The 18,757-nt window shown below is 72.6% G+C and carries 15 protein-coding genes; 14 read left to right on the top strand and 1 reads right to left on the bottom strand.

Annotation, left to right across the window (positions count from 1 at the left end; all coding sequences use genetic code 11):
• Nucleotides 1-186 precede the first annotated feature (186 nt).
• From pyrR to HGK34_RS20065, 14 genes are all read left to right on the top strand, one after another.
• On the top strand, nt 187-837 hold the full coding sequence (gene pyrR, locus HGK34_RS20130; RefSeq protein ID WP_201850803.1) for a bifunctional pyr operon transcriptional regulator/uracil phosphoribosyltransferase PyrR: 651 nt from the start codon (nt 187-189) through the stop codon (nt 835-837).
• The gene (locus HGK34_RS20125) at nt 834-1,829 is read left to right on the top strand and encodes an aspartate carbamoyltransferase catalytic subunit (RefSeq protein ID WP_201850792.1); all 996 of its coding nucleotides are present in this window, start codon (nt 834-836) and stop codon (nt 1,827-1,829) included. The genes pyrR and HGK34_RS20125 overlap by 4 nt, the downstream gene beginning before the upstream one ends.
• On the top strand, nt 1,826-3,217 hold the full coding sequence (locus tag HGK34_RS20120) for a dihydroorotase (RefSeq protein ID WP_201850790.1): 1,392 nt from the start codon (nt 1,826-1,828) through the stop codon (nt 3,215-3,217). The genes HGK34_RS20125 and HGK34_RS20120 overlap by 4 nt, the downstream gene beginning before the upstream one ends.
• Complete coding sequence (locus HGK34_RS20115; protein WP_201850788.1) at nt 3,214-3,858, top strand: PH-like domain-containing protein; 645 nt, start codon at nt 3,214-3,216, stop codon at nt 3,856-3,858. Before HGK34_RS20120 ends, HGK34_RS20115 begins: the two co-directional genes overlap by 4 nt.
• Nucleotides 3,842-5,239 (top strand): glutamine-hydrolyzing carbamoyl-phosphate synthase small subunit, encoded by a 1,398-nt coding sequence (gene carA, locus HGK34_RS20110; RefSeq protein WP_201850786.1) that lies wholly within the window; start codon nt 3,842-3,844, stop codon nt 5,237-5,239. Before HGK34_RS20115 ends, carA begins: the two co-directional genes overlap by 17 nt.
• On the top strand, nt 5,239-8,667 hold the full coding sequence (gene carB, locus HGK34_RS20105; protein WP_201850784.1) for a carbamoyl-phosphate synthase large subunit: 3,429 nt from the start codon (nt 5,239-5,241) through the stop codon (nt 8,665-8,667). Before carA ends, carB begins: the two co-directional genes overlap by 1 nt.
• Before the next feature lie 98 nt (nt 8,668-8,765).
• Nucleotides 8,766-9,662, top strand: coding sequence for an orotidine-5'-phosphate decarboxylase (gene pyrF / locus HGK34_RS20100; protein ID WP_244666987.1), 897 nt, complete (start codon nt 8,766-8,768; stop codon nt 9,660-9,662).
• Between the two features lie 435 nt (nt 9,663-10,097).
• Entirely contained in the window at nt 10,098-10,409 is a 312-nt protein-coding gene (gene mihF / locus HGK34_RS20095; RefSeq protein ID WP_201850773.1) for an integration host factor, actinobacterial type, read from the top strand.
• Between the two features lies 1 nt (nt 10,410).
• The gene (gene gmk / locus HGK34_RS20090) at nt 10,411-11,079 is read left to right on the top strand and encodes a guanylate kinase (protein WP_201850796.1); all 669 of its coding nucleotides are present in this window, start codon (nt 10,411-10,413) and stop codon (nt 11,077-11,079) included.
• A gap of 175 nt (nt 11,080-11,254) precedes the next feature.
• Nucleotides 11,255-11,584 (top strand): DNA-directed RNA polymerase subunit omega, encoded by a 330-nt coding sequence (gene rpoZ / locus HGK34_RS20085; RefSeq protein WP_192861544.1) that lies wholly within the window; start codon nt 11,255-11,257, stop codon nt 11,582-11,584.
• Nucleotides 11,581-12,897 (top strand): bifunctional phosphopantothenoylcysteine decarboxylase/phosphopantothenate--cysteine ligase CoaBC, encoded by a 1,317-nt coding sequence (coaBC, locus tag HGK34_RS20080; RefSeq protein WP_504739212.1) that lies wholly within the window; start codon nt 11,581-11,583, stop codon nt 12,895-12,897. Before rpoZ ends, coaBC begins: the two co-directional genes overlap by 4 nt.
• Nucleotides 12,898-13,072: 175 nt before the next feature.
• Nucleotides 13,073-14,287, top strand: coding sequence for a methionine adenosyltransferase (metK, locus tag HGK34_RS20075; protein ID WP_201850769.1), 1,215 nt, complete (start codon nt 13,073-13,075; stop codon nt 14,285-14,287).
• 84 nt (nt 14,288-14,371) lie between these two features.
• Nucleotides 14,372-16,693, top strand: a complete 2,322-nt coding sequence (locus tag HGK34_RS20070) for a primosomal protein N' (RefSeq protein WP_307816129.1) — start codon at nt 14,372-14,374, stop codon at nt 16,691-16,693.
• On the top strand, nt 16,690-17,325 hold the full coding sequence (locus HGK34_RS20065; protein ID WP_201850767.1) for an HAD family hydrolase: 636 nt from the start codon (nt 16,690-16,692) through the stop codon (nt 17,323-17,325). Before HGK34_RS20070 ends, HGK34_RS20065 begins: the two co-directional genes overlap by 4 nt.
• 23 nt (nt 17,326-17,348) lie before the next feature.
• Here the strand turns inward: HGK34_RS20065 and HGK34_RS20060 are convergent, their stop codons facing one another.
• Nucleotides 17,349-18,755 (bottom strand): MFS transporter, encoded by a 1,407-nt coding sequence (locus tag HGK34_RS20060; protein ID WP_201850765.1) that lies wholly within the window; start codon nt 18,753-18,755, stop codon nt 17,349-17,351.
• Between the last annotated feature and the right edge of the window lie 2 nt (nt 18,756-18,757).

Below are 18,757 nucleotides of genomic sequence, written 5' to 3'. Positions count from 1 at the left end.
CTGCGGCGGTGTACGGGGCGGGTCCGGTGGTGTGAGGGCTGAGCGGTGTGACCGGCTGAGCGGTGTGAGGAATGCCGCTCGCCGCATCGTGGTGAGGGGCGTTCTGGTGTCCCTGTGGCGGGATATGGTGGCGGTGTCAGACTCCCTTTAAGTCCGTCCGGTGAGGCGGAAAAGGAGGCCATGAAGATGAGTCCTAGCGCTGCTGTGCCCGAAAACGGGCCGGGCGTGCACCCGAGGGGAACCACGGTTCTCGAAGCTCCGGACATCTCCCGTGCGTTGACGCGGATCGCGCACGAGATCGCCGAGCGCAACAAGGGTGCGGCCGAGGTCGTCCTGCTCGGCATCCCTACCCGTGGTGTCCCGCTGGCTCGTCGTCTCGCGGAGCGTCTCGCCGCGGTCGAGCCCACGTACGACGCCGGTGCGGTGGGCGAGCTCGACGTGACGATGTATCGCGACGACCTGCGCCAGCAGCCCACTCGCGCCGTCGGTGCGACGCGTGTCCCGGGCAGCATCGACGGCCGCACGGTGGTGCTGGTCGACGACGTGCTGTTCTCCGGTCGTACGATCCGTGCCGCCCTGGACGCGCTGAACGATGTCGGCCGGCCGCGTGCCGTGCAGTTGGCCGCCCTGGTGGACCGCGGGCATCGTGAGCTGCCGATCCGTGCGGATTTCGTGGGCAAGAACCTGCCCACCTCCCGGTCGGAGCGCGTGAGTGTGCGGCTGACGGAGACCGACGGGGAGGACTCGGTCACGATCGGTGAGCAGGCGGGCGCAGGTTCGCCCGGGAACGGGGAACGCCCGTCCGGTGGGTCCGGGAACGGGGAGGGCACCCGATGAGACATCTGCTGTCCACCGCGGACCTCGCCAAGGACGACGCCGTCCTGTTGCTGGACACGGCCGCGCAGATGGCGGCCACGCAGTCACGGGAGATGAAGAAGCTTCCCACGCTGCGGGGGCGGACCGTGGTGAATCTCTTCTACGAGGACTCCACGCGGACGCGGATCTCGTTCGAGACCGCCGCGAAGCGGCTGTCGGCGGACGTCATCAACTTCTCGGCCAAGGGGTCGAGCGTGTCCAAGGGCGAGTCCCTGAAGGACACGGCGCTGACGTTGCACGCGATGGGCGCGGACGCCGTCGTCGTGCGGCATCAGGCGTCGGGTGCGCCGCACATGCTGGCGCATGCCGGCTGGCTGGACGCGGCGGTGCTGAACGCCGGTGACGGGATGCACCAGCATCCCACCCAGGCGCTGCTGGACGCGTTCACGATCCGGCGCCATCTGGTGGGTGCCGGCTCGGACGCCGGGACCGAGGGCACGGACCTGGCCGGGCTGCGGGTCGCGATCGTCGGTGACGTGCTGCACTCGCGGGTGGCGCGGTCGAACGTGCACCTGCTGCACACGCTCGGCGCCCAGGTCACGCTGGTCGCGCCGCCGACGCTGCTGCCCGTCGGGGTCGAGACGTGGCCGTGCGAGGTGTCGTACAACCTCGATGAGACGATCGAGCAGGCGTCGCCCGACGCGGTGATGATGCTGCGTGTGCAGCGGGAGCGGATGAGTGGTGGCGCGGGTGGCGCGTTCTTCCCGAGCGCGCGGGAGTACAGCCGCAAGTTCGGGCTCGGCTCCCAGCGCCTGTCCCGGCTTCCCGGCCACGCGATCGTCATGCACCCCGGACCCATGAACCGGGGTCTGGAGATCAGCGCCGACGCCGCCGACCACCCGCGGTCGGTGATCGTGGAGCAGGTCGCGAACGGTATCGCGGTCCGCATGGCATCCCTGTACCTGCTGCTGGCGGGCAGCGACACCGCCGACGACGAGAGGACCAGCCTGTGACCACCACCTACGTACTTCGCGGGGTACGCCCACTGGGCGGGGAGCCCGCCGACGTCGTCCTCGACGGTGGGCGGATCACCCATCTCGGCGCTCCGGGCAGCGCGACGCCGTCGTCGGACACGGACCCCGGCGTCGTCGAGATCGACGGCGAGAACCGGCTGATCCTCCTGCCGGGCCTCGTCGACCTGCACACGCACCTGCGTGAGCCGGGCCGGGAGGACGCCGAGACGGTGTGCTCCGGCACCCGTGCCGCCGCGGCCGGCGGCTTCACCGCCGTGCACGCGATGGCGAACACGACACCCACCCAGGACACGGCCGGGGTCGTGGAACAGGTGTGGCGGCTCGGGCGGGACGCCGGCTGGGTCGACGTGCGGCCGGTCGGCGCGGTGACCGTGGGCCTGGGCGGCGAGCGCCTCGCGGAGCTGGGCGCGATGGCGGATTCGGCGGCCGGGGTGCGGGTCTTCTCCGATGACGGGAAGTGTGTGCACGATCCGGTGCTGATGCGGCGGGCGCTGGAGTACGTGAAGGCGTTCGACGGCGTGGTGGCCCAGCATGCGCAGGAGCCGCGGCTGACCGAGGGCGCTCAGATGAACGAGGGTGTGGTGTCCTCCGAGGTGGGGCTGGCGGGGTGGCCGGCGGTGGCGGAGGAGTCGATCATCGCGCGGGACGTGCTGCTGGCCGAGCATGTGGGGTCGCGGTTGCACGTGTGCCATCTGTCCACGGCGCGCAGCGTGGAGATCGTGCGGTGGGCGAAGTCGCGGGGGGTGGAGGTGACGGCGGAGGTGACGCCGCACCATCTGCTGCTGACCGACGAGCGGGCGCGGTCCTACGACGCGCGGTTCAAGGTGAATCCGCCGTTGCGGACTGAAGGTGACGTGGAGGCGGTGCGCGAGGGGCTGGCCGACGGCACGATCGACATCGTGGCCACGGATCACGCGCCGCATCCGGTGGAGGACAAGGACTGCGAGTGGGCCGCGGCGGCGTTCGGGATGACGGGGCTGGAGACGGCGCTGTCGGTGGTGCAGGCCACGATGGTGGACACCGGCCGGATGTCGTGGGCTGACGTGGCGCGGGTGCTGTCGCAGGCGCCGGCGCGGATCGGGCGGATCGACGCGGGGCCTGCCGCGCAGGGTCGTGGAGTGGGCGTGGGGGAGCCGGCGAACGTGACGCTGGTGGATCCGGCGGCGTCGCGCACGGTGCGGGGTGCCCAGCAGGTCACGGCGAGTGCGAACACTCCGCTGGAGGGGATGGAGCTGCCGGGCGTGGTGGTGGCGACGTTCCTGCGGGGCCGGGCGACGGTGCTCGGTGGCGTGCCGGTGGACGCGGGTGGGGAAGACGGGTCCGGCCTGGCCGGCCGGGTGGGCGAGACCGAGGCGGTGGCCTCGTGAACCTTCCGATGCCCGTGGCGGTGGCGATCTGGGTCGTGCTCGGTCTGGTGCTGCTGTATCTGGTGCTGACGGGACGCCGGCGGCTGGCGTCGCGCACCAGGGAGGTGGTTCCGCAGCCGCCGGCCGTTCCGGCGGAGGTCGCGGCCTGGCTGGACGGCACGCTGACGACAGGGCCGGTGCCGCTGTTCGGCCCGGTCGAGGCGACGTACGTGTCGAGCACGTTGCACGGTGACTGGCTGGCTCGGGTCGGTGCGCATCAGCTGGGCGATCGGGCCCTGGCGCGTGTGACCGTGCTGGACTCGGGCGTGCTCGTGGAACGTGACGGGTCCCGGGACGTGTGGCTCCCGGTCTCCGCGATCCGCTCGGCGCAGCTGGCTCCGGGGATGGCGGGCAAGTATGTGGGCGCGGACGGGCTGGTCGTGGTGTCGTGGGCCGTGTCCGGCGAGGGCGGACCGGTGCTTCTCGACGCGGGGCTGCGGACCCGTCATGCCACCGATCGCGGTGCCCTCGTGGACGCGGTCCGCCATCTGACCGCGACCGGGAAGCCCGGGACGCGGGACGACACGGCGCAGGACGACAACACACAGGATCTTCAGACACCCAGCACCACCGGGGGAACTTTCGATGACGACGACAACTGAGCCGACGACTGAGCCGGCGACCGGTCCGGCGACCGAGGCGACGACGGGGCCGGCGGCCGGGTTCACGCCTGCCGTGCTCGTCCTGGAGGACGGCAGCACGTTCGCGGGCCGGGCCTACGGCGCGACGGGGTCGACCTTCGGGGAACTGGTGTTCTCCACGGGGATGACCGGCTACCAGGAGACGCTGACGGACCCGTCCTACCACCGCCAGATCGTGGTGATGACGGCACCGCACGTGGGGAACACGGGCGTGAACGACGAGGACCCGGAGTCGGGCCGCATCTGGGTGTCCGGGTACGTGGTGCGCGACCCGGCGCGACGTGTGTCCAACTGGCGTGCTCGCCGGTCCCTGGACGAGGAGCTCGCGGCGCAGGGCGTCGTGGGGGTCAGCGGCCTGGACACGCGGGCGCTGACGCGGCGGCTGCGGGAGGAGGGCGTGATGCGGGCCGGGATCTTCTCGGGCGACGCTCTGTTCGAGCAGGGGCCGTCGGGGGCGGTCCGCGAGCGCCCGGTGACGGATCTGGTGGCGCAGGTCGTGGCGTCTCCGCAGATGGCGGGTGCGAATCTGGCGCCGGAGGTGTCCACGGAGCAGGCGTATGTGGTGGAGCCGTCGGGTGAGTTCGCGGGCCGGGTTCCGGTGGCGACGGTGGTCGCGGTGGATCTGGGGATCAAGTCGATGACGCCGCGGCGGCTGGCGGAGCGTGGGGTGCGTGTGGTGGTGGTGCCGCAGCGTTCGTCGATCGAGGACGTGCTGGCGGCGTTCGGGGAGCTGCCCGAGGGTGCGCCGCGGGGGGTGTTCTTCTCCAACGGTCCGGGGGATCCGGATGCGGCGGAGCACGAGGTCGGGCTGCTGCGGGAGGTGCTGGACCGGCGGATTCCGTTCTTCGGGATCTGTTTCGGCAACCAGATCCTGGGGCGGGCGCTCGGGTTCGGGACGTTCAAGCTGGGGTACGGGCACCGGGGGATCAACCAGCCGGTGCAGGACCGTACGACGGGGAAGGTGGAGGTGACGGCGCACAACCACGGGTTCGCGGTGGATGCGCCGGTGGTGGACGGGTCGGGTGCGCCGGCGGTGTCGGTGGCGCCGCACGGTGAGGGACGGTACGGGCGTGTGGTGGTCTCGCACGTGGGGTTGAACGATCAGGTCGTGGAGGGGCTGATGTGCCTGGACCTGCCGGCGTTCTCGGTGCAGTACCACCCGGAGGCGGCGGCCGGGCCGCACGATGCGGCGTATCTGTTCGACCGGTTCGTGGGGCTGCTGACGGATCCGGGTGACTGGCCGCCGCGTCTGGCTCCGCCGGGTGGGGGTGCCGCGCAGCCGGCTGGTTCGTGTGGGACCGCTGCTGATTCTGTTGTCGACGAGACCGAGGAGAACCTCTGATGCCCCGCCGGAACGACATCTCTTCGGTCCTGGTGATCGGGTCGGGCCCGATCGTGATCGGTCAGGCGTGCGAGTTCGACTACTCCGGTACCCAGGCGTGCCGGGTGCTGAAGGAGGAGGGCCTGCGGGTCGTCCTGGTCAACTCCAACCCGGCCACGATCATGACGGACCCGGAGTTCGCGGACGCGACGTACGTGGAGCCGATCACCACGGAGGTGCTGACGTCGATCATCGCGAAGGAGCGGCCGGATGCGCTGCTGCCGACGCTGGGTGGTCAGACGGCGTTGAACGCGGCGATCGCGCTGGACGAGGCCGGGGTGCTGGCCGAGCACGACGTGGAGCTGATCGGTGCGAACATTCCCGCGATCCAGAAGGGTGAGGATCGTGAGCAGTTCAAGCGGGTCGTGGAGCGGTGCGGCGGGGAGTCGGCGCGCAGCGAGATCGTGCACTCGGTGGAGGAGGCGATCGCGGCCGCGGAGGTGCTCGGGTATCCGATGGTGGTGCGTCCGTCGTTCACGATGGGTGGCCTGGGTTCGGGTCTGGCCTACGACGAGGCGGACCTGCGGCGGATCGTGGGGCAGGGGCTGCACTACTCGCCCACCACGGAGGTGCTCCTGGAGGAGTCGATCCTGGGGTGGAAGGAGTACGAGCTGGAGCTGATGCGGGACAAGCACGACAACGTCGTGGTGGTCTGCTCGATCGAGAACGTGGACGCGGTGGGTGTGCACACGGGTGACTCGGTGACGGTGGCTCCGGCGATGACGCTCACGGACCGGGAGTACCAGCATCTGCGGGACATCGGTATCGCCGTGATCCGTGAGGTGGGGGTGGACACCGGCGGCTGCAACATCCAGTACGCGGTGGACCCGGCCACCGGGCGGGTGATCGTCATCGAGATGAACCCGCGGGTGTCGCGTTCCTCGGCGCTGGCGTCCAAGGCGACGGGGTTCCCGATCGCGAAGATCGCCGCGAAGCTCGCGGTCGGGTACACGCTGGACGAGATCCCGAACGACATCACCCGGGTCACGCCGGCTTCGTTCGAGCCGACGCTGGACTACGTGGTGGTGAAGGTGCCGCGGTTCGCGTTCGAGAAGTTCCCCGCGGCGGACGACACGCTGACCACGACGATGAAGTCGGTCGGTGAGGCGATGGCGCTGGGCCGCAACTTCACCGAGGCGCTGGGCAAGGCGTTGCGGTCGATCGACAAGGGCGGGGTGGCGTTCCACTGGGACGGGGCGCCGCCGGCGGGGCAGGAGCTGGTGAAGCTGCTGGAGGAGATCCGGCGGCCCACCGAGTCGCGTCTGGTCGCGGTGCAGCAGGTGTTGCGGGCGGCGGGCGGTCCGGGTGGGGTGGAGCCTGCCGAGCTGGTCGATCAGGTGTATGCCGCTACCGGCATCGACCCGTGGTTCCTGGATCAGATCCTGCTGGTCAACGAGCAGGCGGCCGCCGTGGCTGCGAGCCCGACGCTGACGGCCGGCGTGCTGCGGGAGGCCAAGCGGCACGGTCTGTCGGACGTGCAGATCGCGCGGCTGCGGAACATGGGCCCCTCGGGTGAGGCGACGGTGCGTGAGGTGCGTCGTGCGCTGGGTGTGCGGCCGGTGTTCAAGACGGTGGACACGTGCGCGGCGGAGTTCGCCGCCACCACGCCGTACCACTACTCGTCCTACGACCAGGAGTCGGAGGTGGCGCCGCGTGAGCGTGAGGCGGTCATCATCCTGGGGTCGGGGCCCAACCGCATCGGGCAGGGCATCGAGTTCGACTACTCGTGCGTGCACGCCACGCTGGCGCTGGCGGAGGCCGGGTACGAGACGGTGATGGTCAACTGCAACCCGGAGACGGTCTCCACGGACTACGACACCTCCGACCGGCTGTACTTCGAGCCGCTGACGTTCGAGGACGTGCTGGAGGTGTATCAGGCCGAGGCCGCCGCGGGGCCCGTCAAGGGCGTCGTCGTCCAGTTGGGCGGGCAGACGCCGTTGGGGCTGGCGCAGCGGCTGGCGGACGCGGGCCTGCCGATCCTGGGCACGAGCCCGGAGGCGATCGACGCTGCCGAGGACCGTGGCGTGTTCGGGCAGGTGCTGCAGGACGCCGGCCTGCCGGCTCCGGCGTTCGGCACGGCGCGGACGCTCGGGCAGGCACGCGAGGTGGCCGAGCGGATCGGGTATCCGGTGCTGGTGCGTCCGTCGTACGTGCTGGGCGGGCGTGGCATGGAGATCGTGTACCACGGCGATCAGCTGGCCGAGTACGTGGAGCGGGCGTTGCAGGAGGCGACGGCGGCGGGCGTGCCGGGCACGCTGCCCGCACCGCTGCTGATCGACCGGTTCCTGGACGATGCGATGGAGATCGACGTCGACGCCCTGTTCGACGGGCAGGAGCTGTTCCTCGGCGGTGTCATGGAACACATCGAGGAGGCCGGGATCCACTCGGGGGACTCGGCGTGCGTGCTGCCGCCGGTGTCGCTGTCGGAGGCGGAGATCGAGCGCATCCGGCGTTCCACCGAGGCCATCGCACGGGGTGTGGGGGTGCGCGGGCTGCTGAACGTGCAGTACGCGCTGGTCTCGGACGTGCTGTATGTGCTGGAGGCCAACCCGCGTGCGTCGCGCACCGTGCCGTTCGTGTCCAAGGCGACCGGTACGTCGCTGGCGAAGGCCGCCGCCCGGGTGATGGTCGGCGACAGCATCGCCGCACTGCGTGCGGACGGGCTGCTGCCCGCCACGGGCGATGGCGGCACGCTCGACCTGGAGGCGCCGCTGGCGGTGAAGGAGGCGGTGCTGCCGTTCAAGCGGTTCCGCACCCGTGAGGGCATCGTGGTGGACACGGTGCTGGGCCCGGAGATGCGGTCCACCGGTGAGGTGATGGGCTTCGACGACGACTTCCCGCACGCGTTCGCGAAGTCGCAGGCGGCCGCCTACGGGGGGCTGCCGACCTCGGGCACGGTGTTCGTGTCGGTGGCCGACCGTGACAAGCGGCACGTGGTGTTCCCGGTCAAGCGGCTGGCCGAGATCGGGTTCACCGTGCTGGCCACCGCGGGAACGGCCACCGTGCTGCGACGCAACGGCATCGAGGCGCAGGTGGTGCGCAAGTACTCGGCCGGTCAGGGCCCTCAGGGCGAGCCGACGATCGTGGATCTGATCCTGGACGGACAGGTGGACCTGGTGGTCAACTCCCCGTCGGGGCAGGGCGCCCGCGCCGACGGGTACGAGATCCGCGCGGCTACCACCGCCGCGGACCGCCCGATCGTGACGACCGTCGACCAGCTTGCCGCTGCCGTTCAGGGCATCGAGGCGGTTCGTGGCGGGCCGTTCGCCGTGGCCAGCCTGCAGGAGCACACGGCCCAGACGCGAGCACGGCAGGCGGGCAGGGATGCCGTGAAGCCGGGGGACTCCGGGGACGCGGGCCGGCAGCCGGTACGGGAGGTGCTGGTATGAGCCGCACCCCGGCCGGGGGGGCAGCCGTCGGCACCACCCCGGCAGGAAGTGGCGGCGGCGCGAGTCCGGTGCCGTTCGGCGCGCGGCTTGCCGGGGCCATGGATGCCCACGGTCCGCTGTGCGTGGGGATCGACCCGCACGCCACGCTGCTGCAGGCCTGGGGACTGGAGGACTCCGCCGCGGGAGTGCGGGAGTTCTCGCTGCGGGTCGTTGACGCGCTGGGCGGGCAGGTGGCCGCGTTCAAGCCGCAGGCCGCGTTCTACGAGCGGCACGGGTCGGCCGGGGTGGCCGCCCTGGAGGACACCCTCGCGGCCGCCCGGGCGGCCGGCACGCTCACGATCGTGGACGCCAAGCGCGGCGACATCGGCTCGACCATGTCCGCGTACGCCGACGCGTTCCTGCGTGACGGTTCACCGCTGGCCGGTGACGCGCTGACCGTCTCCCCGTACCTCGGGTTCGGATCCCTGGAGCCTGCGGTGAACCTGGCCGAGGCGACCGGGCGCGGCCTGTTCGTGCTGTGCCTGACCTCCAACAAGGAGGGGCCCGAGGTGCAGCACGCACGCACCGGCGCGACACCCCCCACCATGACGGGCGACGGCGTGACGCCGGCACCGTCCGGCGCGTCGTCGGACACGCCACCCTCCGCCACGCCACCCTCCGCCACGGTGGCCGCGGTCGTGGCCGCCCACGCGGCCGCGGTCAACGCCGGGGCCGCGCCGATGGGCTCGGTGGGTCTGGTCGTGGGCGCGACCATCGGGGACGCGGTCACCTCCACCGGCACCGACCTGGACGCCGTCAACGGGCCCCTGCTCGCCCCGGGCGTGGGCGCGCAGGGCGCGGGGGAGAAGGAACTGGCCACCACCTTCGGCCGCGCACGCGGTCGCGTGCTGGCCTCCTCCTCCCGGGGGATCCTGCGCGCCGGGCCGGCGCCCCACGACCTGCGGGCAGCGGCCCGGCAGGCCGCCGAGGACGCCACCCGCGCCCTGCGCGGCTGAGCTCACGCCCTCCGACACCCCCGGGACCGCACAGGTCCCGGGGGTGTCGTGCCGTACGCCGTACGCCGGACGCCGGCCGGTGGCCGGTGGATGCGCCGGTGGGCGGTGCCGGTGAGCTGTGCCGGGCACGCACATCCGGGCAGGCTGCACGACCGCCGACCTCAGGGAAAACCCGTATCCTGTGACGGATGTCACATCGCTGTCACGTCGTTGGGGGTTGACAGGTCAGCGACCAGGACTTTTGGCACATTCTGCATACCCTTTACGGTGAAATGCTCTTGATGGGGTGTTCGGTAGACGTGAAGGCTTGCGGAAATGTGCGCCACGCGGGGGGTTCTGGATTGCCGACCAGGGAAGTCATGACTACTTTCGAGGCAGCAGTCTGGAAAGACCCACGGACGGGCCAACCGTCCACAACCTGAGTAGGTGACTTGCGTGGCACTCCCTCCCCTCACCCCCGAGCAGCGTGCGGCCGCACTCGAGAAGGCGGCCGAAGCCCGGCGTGTGCGCGCCGAGATCAAGAACAAGCTGAAGTACTCGCAGGGCTCCCTCAAGGAGGTCATCGAGAAGGGCCAGACGGACGACGTCGTCGGCAAGCTCAAGGTCGTCTCACTGCTGGAGTCCATGCCCGGAGTGGGTAAGGTGAAGGCGAAGGCGATCATGGAGGAGATCGGGATCGCCGAGACGCGCCGCGTGCGCGGCCTGGGGCCGCACCAGTCCGCGGCCCTGATCGAGAGGTTCGGCTGAAATTTCCACCACAACCCCCGCCCGGCTGACAGTTCTGGCCGGGCCGACGGCAGTCGGCAAGGGGACCGTGTCCGCGGACGTGCGCGAACGGTACCCGCAGGTGTGGCTCTCGGTGTCGGCGACCACGCGGTCGCCACGCCCCGGCGAGGTGGACGGCGTCCACTACCGGTTCGTGAGCCACGAGGAGTTCGACCGGCTGGTCCGGGCGGGCGAGATGCTCGAATGGGCCGTCGTCCACGGGAGGAACCGGTACGGCACGCCCCGCGGCCCCGTCGAGGAGAAGCTCAGGGCAGGTGTGCCGGTGCTCCTGGAGATCGACCTCCAGGGGGCGCGGCAGGTGCGCGAGGCCGTCCAGGCGATGGACGGCCTCGACGCATGCTTCGTGTTCCTCGCCCCGCCCAGCTTCGCCGAGCTCGAACGCCGGCTCGTGGGACGCGGCACCGAGGACGCCGAGGAACGCGACCGCCGGCTGCGCACCGCGCACGTCGAGCTGGCCGCGGAGAGCGAGTTCGACGTCACCATCGTCAACGACGAGGTGCACCGCGCCACCGACGAGCTCATGTCCGTGGTGGCCGCGCACTGCTCGCCCGGACACCGCCGGCGGCCGCAGTCCGCGGACGCCGCGCGCCCCCACGCCGTGGCCACCCACCGGGCGGCCGGTGAGCCCTGACCCGCGTGCACGCCCCGCGACGGCCCGCCGTCCGGGGCGTGACCCCGGCCGGGCACCCGCCCACGATCCGCGCCGGTATCACCGGCGCGGCATCCCGGCCCGCCCGGCCGCCCCGCGGGCAGGTAGACTGTCCTGCGGACTTTTCCCGTAACCCCTAACTTCCTGGAGCTGCATCATGGCTGGATCCGTCGCACGGCCCGAGGGCATCACCGACCCGCCGATCGACGAGCTGCTCGCCCACACCGAGTCCAAGTACGGCCTGGTGCTGTACGCGTCCAAGCGTGCCCGCCAGATCAACGCGTACTACTCCCAGCTCAACGAGGGCCTGCTGGAGAACGTCGGCCCGCTCGTGGAGGCCCGCAACCAGGAGAAGCCCCTGTCCATCGCCATGCGCGAGATCAACCAGGGCCTCCTGACCATCGAAGAGGTCGACCCCGCCGAGGTGGAGGCACGCAAGCAGGCCGAGGCCGAGGCGGCCCAGGCCCTGCCCGAGTTCCCGGGCTGAGGCACCGGCCGGACCGGCACGACCGGCCGGCCGGCCCCCACCACCCGAGCCCCACCACCGAGGTCACACGCATGCGCATCCTGCTGGGCGTCAGCGGCGGCATCGCCGCCTACAAGGCCGTCCTCCTGCTGCGCCTGCTGCGTGAGCAGGGGCACGCGGTCCGCGTGATCCCGACCCGGGCGGCCCTGAGGTTCGTCGGAGCCCCCACGTTCGAGGCCCTGTCCGGCGAGCCGGTCACCACCGAGGTGTTCGACGACGTACCCGGCGTCCAGCACGTCGCACTCGGCCAGGGCGCCGACCTGGTCGTCGTCGCCCCCGCCACCGCCGACCTGCTCGCGCGTGCCGCGGCCGGCCGCAGCGACGACCTGCTCACCAGCACCCTGCTCACCGCCCGCTGCCCCGTGGTCATGGCTCCCGCCATGCACACCGAGATGTGGGAGCACCCGGCCACCCGCGCCAACGTGGCCACGCTGCGGGAACGCGGCGTGCACGTCATCGAGCCCGCCAGCGGCCGCCTCACCGGCAAGGACACCGGCCCCGGGCGCCTGCCCGAACCCGAGGACATCGCCCGTGAGGCGCTCGGCGTGATCACCGGCGCCCCGGCCGGCGCAGGCCGCGACCTGGCCGGCCGGAACGTCGTCGTCTCCGCCGGCGGGACCCGCGAGCCCATCGACCCGGTGCGGTTCATCGGCAACCGGTCCAGCGGGCGCCAGGGCGTGGCCCTGGCCGCCGCGGCCGCCGCCCGCGGCGCGCACGTCACCCTCGTGGCCGCGAACATCGACCCGTCCGTGCTGGAACCGCTGACCCCCGCCCCACCCGGAGCGCCGGACGTGACCGTCGTGCCCGTGGGCACCACCGCACAGCTGGCCGACGCCGTGCACGCGGCGGCCGCGGCGGCCGACGTCGTGGTCATGGCGGCCGCCGTCGCGGACTTCCGTCCCGAGACGGTTCCCGAGGCGAAGATCAAGAAGGTCGCCGGGCGCCACCCCGAACCGATCCGGCTCGTGGAGAACCCCGACATCCTCGCCGGCCTGGCCCGCGAGCGGCGTCGTCCCGGACAGCTCGTGGTGGGTTTCGCGGCCGAGACCGGGGACGCGCAGGCAGGCGTGCTGGAGCACGGGCGGCGCAAGGCGCGGCGCAAGGGCGCCGACCTGCTGGTGGTGAACGCCGTGGGGGAGCAGCAGGGTTTCGGCACGACGTCGAACGAGGTGACGGTGCTGGACGGTGCGGGTGAGGTGGTGGCCCGGGCGGAGGGGTCCAAGCGCGTGGTGGCCGACGCCGTGTGGGACGCGGTGCTCAAGACGCGGTCGTGACGAGGGGCGGCTGACCGAGAGCGGCCGACGAAGAGCGACCGACGGCCGGTCCGGCCGTCGTCGTGGCAGGTTGCCGCAGCAGCGTTTTCGCCCGGCCACTCGTGGCGTGCGGGGTGAGCGGCGTCTCAACTGCCGGATGTCGGCATTCGCGTGATGAGACCGTAGTCTGGTGTCCATGAGCGATCTGCGTCTGTTCACCTCGGAGTCCGTGACCGAGGGGCACCCCGACAAGGTGTGTGATCAGATCTCCGACGCGATCCTGGACGCCCTGCTCGAGCAGGACCCTGCCTCTCGGGTCGCGGTGGAGACGATGGTGACCACCGGGCTCGTGCACGTGGCCGGTGAGGTGACCACCGAGGCGTACGTCGAGATCCCGCAGATCGTGCGGGACGTGGTGCGCTCGATCGGTTACACCTCCAGCGCGATCGGGTTCGACGCGGACTCGTGCGGGGTGTCGGTGTCGATCGGGCAGCAGAGCCCGGACATCGCCCAGGGCGTGGACAAGTCGCTGGAGGGCCGGGACGATTCCTCCGGCCCGGGTGTCACCGACGACCCGCTGGACGTGCAGGGTGCGGGCGACCAGGGGCTGATGTTCGGGTACGCGTCGGACGAGACGCCCTCGCTGATGCCGTTGCCGATCTGGCTGGCGCACCGCCTGTCGGAGCGGCTGGCGGCCGTGCGCAAGTCGGGTGAGCTGCTGGGCCTGCGGCCGGACGGCAAGACGCAGGTGACCGTCGGGTACGACGGCGACCGTGCCGTGGCGGTGGACACGGTCGTGCTGTCCACCCAGCACGACCCGGACGTGGTGCAGGAGAAGCTGACCCGCGAGGTCTCGGAGAAGGTGATCGGGCCCGTGCTGGCGCACGCGGCGGCCGAGTCCGGGCTGCAGGTGGCCGACGCGCGGCTGATCGTGAACCCGACGGGGAAGTTCGTCGTCGGTGGCCCGCAGGGTGATGCGGGACTGACGGGGCGCAAGATCATCGTGGACACCTACGGCGGGATGGCGCGGCACGGCGGCGGCGCGTTCTCCGGGAAGGACCCCTCGAAGGTGGACCGGTCGGCCGCGTACGCGATGCGGTGGGTGGCCAAGAACGTGGTCGCTGCCGGGCTGGCGCGCCGGTGCGAGGTACAGGTGGCGTACGCGATCGGCAAGGCCCACCCGGTGGGTCTGTACGTGGAGACCTTCGGGACCGAGACGGTTCCCACCGCCCGGATCGAGGCGGCCATCCGCGAGGTGTTCGACCTGCGTCCCGCGGCGATCACGCGCGATCTGGACCTGTTGCGGCCCATCTACCGCAGGACGGCCACCTACGGTCATTTCGGCCGCGACCTGCCGGGCTTCACGTGGGAGCGGACCGACCGGGTGGAGGCGCTGCGCTCGGCGGTGTGAACGGCACGGCGGGCGGGCCGTGACAGCGGTCAGTCGTGATGTCGGTCAGTCGTGGTGTCGGTCAGTCGTGGTGGGATAGCACCCGTGGATCAGGACGCACTTCCCGGGCTCGAGGGGGCTGCCGTGACGGCGCCCCCTCGCGGCGGCGCCCGACCGGGCAAGCGGTCGTCCCCGGCGCGGTCGTCGGCCGAGGCAGGCGCGGAGACCGGCGGGGTGCCGATCGCCGCGCGGCTGCCCGTGGCGCGCCTGGCTCTCGACCTGCAGCCGGCACACCTGGACCGGCCGTACGACTATCTCGTGCCGGCATCCATGGATGGCGAGGCGCAGCCCGGGGTGCGGGTCAAGGCGCGGTTCGGGCGTCAGGAGGTCGCCGGGTTCGTCGTGGCACGCCTGGCCGAGTCCGACCACGACGGGCGTCTCGTGCCGCTCAAGCGTGTCGTGTCCCCCGAGCAGGTGCTGACGCCGCACGTTCTGAGGCTGTGCCGGGCAGTGGCCGCCCGCTACGGCGGAACCCTGGCCGATGTGCTGCGGCTCGCGGTGCCGCCCCGGCACGCCCGTGTCGAGCGGGAGGCCGCCGCAGCGGCCTCCGCGAGCGAGACGCCCTCCGCGAGCAAGGCGCCCTCCGGGGGCCAGGAGGAGGACGCCGAGAACGGCGTGGGGCCCGAGGGCGGCGAGGACGGCCCGGCCGGGAACTGGTCCACGGACCCGGGTGGCACGGGAACCTCCGCGTGGGCGCCCTACGAGGGTGGTGAGGCGTTCCTGCGCCGGGTGCTCGGCGGTGCCGCGCCACGAGCCGTGTGGTCCGCGCTGCCCGGCGCCGACGACACGATCCCTGCCTCCGGTTCGGGCACGGGGGTTCCGGTGCCCCGCTGGGCGACGGCGGTCGCCGCCGCCGTCACGGCGTGCGTGGCGGGGGGACGCGGTGCGCTGGTCGTGGTTCCCGACGGGCGTGACGTGGCACGCGTGCGCGCGGCGCTGGACGCCGCCGGCATCCTCGCCGGAGCGGGCGGACACGTCAGGCTCATCGCCGACGACGGCCCCGCGCCCCGCTACCGCGCCTACCTGGCCGCGCTGCGTGGTGAGGCCGGCGTCGTCGTCGGAACACGTGCGGCGATGTTCGCGCCGGTCCAGGACCTGGGACTGGTGGTGCTGTGGGGCGACGGCGAGGAGACGCTCTGCGAGCCGCACGCGCCCTACCCGCACGCCCGCGACGTGCTCGCGATCCGTGCCGAGCAGGCGGGCGCCGCATTCCTGCTCGGCGCCCCCGGCCGCACCGTCCAGGCCCAGGGGATGCTCGCGAGCGGGTGGGCGCGCGAGCTCGCGCCGGCCCGGGCCATGCTGCGCGCGCACACGCCCCGTGTGCGGGCCCTCACGTCCGTGGAGCTCGCCCGCGACGGCGCGGCGGCCGCCGCCCGGCTGCCGTCGGTGGCCTGGCGCGCCGCCCGGGATGCCCTCCGGCACGGTCCGGTGCTGGTCCAGGTACCTCGCGGCGGCTACCTGCCGGTGGTGGCCTGTTCCCGCTGCCGTACCGCGGCGCGCTGCGCCACCTGTCACGGCCCGCTCGGCCTGCCGCGGGCCGACGCCTCCCCGCAGTGCACCTGGTGCGGCAGGATGGCCGGCGGCTGGTCGTGCACCGAGTGCGGCTGGACGGGGCTGAGGTCCGTGCGTGTCGGGTCGGCCCGCACGGCCGAGGAGCTCGGCCGCGCCTTCACGGGAGTTCCGGTGCGGCTCTCGGCCGCCTCGGCGCCCACCGGCGTGCTGGACACCGTCCCGGGCGAACCCGCCCTGGTCGTGGCCACCCCGGGTGCCGAGCCCGTCGCGAGCGGCGGCTACGCCGCCGTGCTCCTGCTGGACGCCGCGGTCATGTCCGGTGGTACGCACCTGGCCGCCGGGACCGAGGCGCTGGGCCGGTGGCTCGCCGCCGCGGCGCTGGCGCGGCCCGACGGCCAGGTGCTCCTGGTCGGTGACGGCGCGCCGGGACCCAGCCAGGCCCTCGTGCGCTGGGACCCGGGCGGGTTCGCCGCCCGCGAGCTCGAGGAACGCACGGCCCTCGGCCTGCCGCCCGCCGTCCGGGTCGCCGCGGTAACCGGCGACCGGGACGCGGTGGGTGCGGTCGTCGAACGAGTCGGGCTGACCGGTCAGAACGTGCTCGGTCCCGTCGAGGTGGAGGACCCGTCACCCGCCCCGGCGCGCCGCGGGCCGGACCCGGGGACGGGTGGCCGGGCCCGCCAGGCCGCCACGCCGGAGCTGCTGGACGTGGTCCGCCCGGTACGTACGGTGCTGCGTGTGCCGCTCGACCAGGGTGACGAGCTCGCCCGCCGGCTGCGTGCGTCCATGGCCGTACGATCGGCACGGCGAGAACGTGGCAGCGCACGTATCAGGCTGGACCCGGAGGAGATGCTGTGAACCGGAGCGCGATCGACACCGTCGTCCTCGACCTCGGCAACGTCCTGGTCGGCTGGGACCCGTACGCCGCCTACCGGGACCACACCGACGCGACGGGCCGCGCCTGGAGCACCGGCGACGTCGACGCCTTCTTCGAGGAGGTCGGGTTCGCCGCCCTCAACCATGAGGCCGACGCCGGGCGGACGTTCGCGGACATCATGGCCCAGCTCGACCGCACCCACCCCCACCGCACGGCGGACCTGGCCGTGTACGTCGAGCGGTACGCCGACACCCTCACCGGCCCGGTCCCCGGCAGCGAGAGGCTCGTCGCGGACCTGGCCGCACTCGGCCTGCGGCTGTACGGCCTGACGAACTGGTCGGCCGAGACCTTCCGGCACGCCGAACCCGCCGCACCCGCCATCGGGCTGCTCGACGACGTCGTCGTGTCCGGCCGGGTCGGGCTCGCCAAGCCCGACCGGCGCATCTACGAACTCCTCGCCGCCCGGTTCGACGTCGACCCGGCACGTGCCGTGTTCGTCGACGACAAGCAGGAGAACGTGGACGCCGCGCGTGAGACCGGCTTCCACGCGATCCGCTTCACCGGGACCGGCGCGCTGCGCCGCGAGCTGCGGGAGCTCGGCGTCGTCAGCTGACGTGCGACGTGACCGGCACCAGGTCACGCCCGGGCACGCCGGCGCAGGAAGATGCCCACCGCCGCGGCGGCGGCGACGCACGCACCGCCGTTGACCCAGATCGCCGCCGTGACCCCGTCCAGCACCGTCGTCGTCCCCGGGCCGGGCGCCGCCCCGAGCGCCACGGCCGTCAGGACGGCACTCATCACCGGGGTGCCCAGGGCGATGCCCACCTGCTGGCTCATCGTGGTCAGGCCGGTCGCCAGGCCGTGCTCGCTCGCCGGGACGTCGGCCGTGGCCGTGACCATGAAGCCGACGATGACCACGAGATTCGCGACACCGCCGGCGAACGTGGCCACGAGGACGAGCCAGATCGAGCCAGCCGCCGCGGAGATCAGGACCAGCGGCAGCGTCGCCGCGGCCTGCAGGAGGAACCCGCCGACGATCGCGGTCCTGCTGCCGAAGCGCGCGATCACCTTCGGGCCCGCCAGCCCGCCCAGGACGGTCCCCAGGCCCAGGACGGCGAACGAGAGACCGGCCGCCAGCGGCGTGTAGCCGAGCACCTTCTGCAGGTAGATGGTCAGGAGGAAGACCAGCGACGTCTCCGTGGCGAACGCGAGGAGCCCCGCGACGTTCCCCCAGGCCACGCTCGGCCGCGTGAGCATCCGCAGCGGCACGAGAGGGACGGGGACGGCCCGTTCCACGGCGACGAACACCGCCAGCAGCACGACGGCGGCCGCGAGCGCCGCGAGGGTGACGGGGTCGGTCCAGGTGGTCTCGGCGGCGTGGGTGAGGCCGTGGACGAGGGCGAGCAGGGCGAGGGTGGCGGTGAGGGCGCCGGGGATGTCGAGGCGGGTGCGTTCGTGGGCTCGGCTCTCCTGGAGCACGATCGGGGCGGTGGCGAGTACGGCGACGGCGATGGGGACGTTGATGAGGAAGGCCCAGCGCCAGGACAGCAGGTCGGTCAGGAGGCCGCCGAGGATGGCGCCGGTGGTGAATCCGGCGGCCATGAGGGAGCCGTTCAGGCCGAGTGCCTTGTCGCGGGCGGGTCCTTCGGTGAAGGTGCCGATGAGCAGGGCGAGGGCGGCGGGGACGACGGTGGCGGTGGCGAGGCCCTGGGCTGCGCGTGCGGCGAGCAGGATGGTGGGGGTGGTGGCGAGGCCGCCGGTCAGTGAGCCGGCGCCGAGCAGGATCATGCCGGCGAGGAAGGTGCGGCGGCGGCCGGTGATGTCGGCGACGCGTCCCATCAGGAGGGTGAATCCGGCGGAGCAGAGGGCGAAGACGGTGGCGATCCATTGCAGGTGGCTGATGCCGAGTCCGATGTCGGTGCCGATGGCGGGCAGGGCGACGTTGAGGATGGAGAAGTCGACGGCGAGGGTGAAGCTGGCGGTGAGCAGGACGAGGAGGGCTGCGCGCTGGTGGCCGGTGGTGCGGCTGTCTCTTATACACATCT

It is taken from the genome of Myceligenerans indicum, from assembly GCF_016742955.1.
GTDB lineage: Bacteria > Actinomycetota > Actinomycetes > Actinomycetales > Cellulomonadaceae > Myceligenerans > Myceligenerans indicum.
This window is presented reverse-complemented; position numbering and strand designations above follow the sequence as displayed.

Coding starts and splice junctions, on each gene's coding strand:
- carA (WP_201850786.1), top strand. CDS start 3,842: ATGACGACGACAACTGAGCCGACGACTGAGCCGGCGACCGGTCCGGCG.
- metK (WP_201850769.1), top strand. CDS start 13,073: ATGAGCGATCTGCGTCTGTTCACCTCGGAGTCCGTGACCGAGGGGCAC.
- pyrF (WP_244666987.1), top strand. CDS start 8,766: ATGGATGCCCACGGTCCGCTGTGCGTGGGGATCGACCCGCACGCCACG.
- HGK34_RS20060 (WP_201850765.1), bottom strand. CDS start 18,755: ATGTGTATAAGAGACAGCCGCACCACCGGCCACCAGCGCGCAGCCCTC.
- pyrR (WP_201850803.1), top strand. CDS start 187: ATGAGTCCTAGCGCTGCTGTGCCCGAAAACGGGCCGGGCGTGCACCCG.
- HGK34_RS20125 (WP_201850792.1), top strand. CDS start 834: ATGAGACATCTGCTGTCCACCGCGGACCTCGCCAAGGACGACGCCGTC.
- rpoZ (WP_192861544.1), top strand. CDS start 11,255: ATGGCTGGATCCGTCGCACGGCCCGAGGGCATCACCGACCCGCCGATC.
- carB (WP_201850784.1), top strand. CDS start 5,239: ATGCCCCGCCGGAACGACATCTCTTCGGTCCTGGTGATCGGGTCGGGC.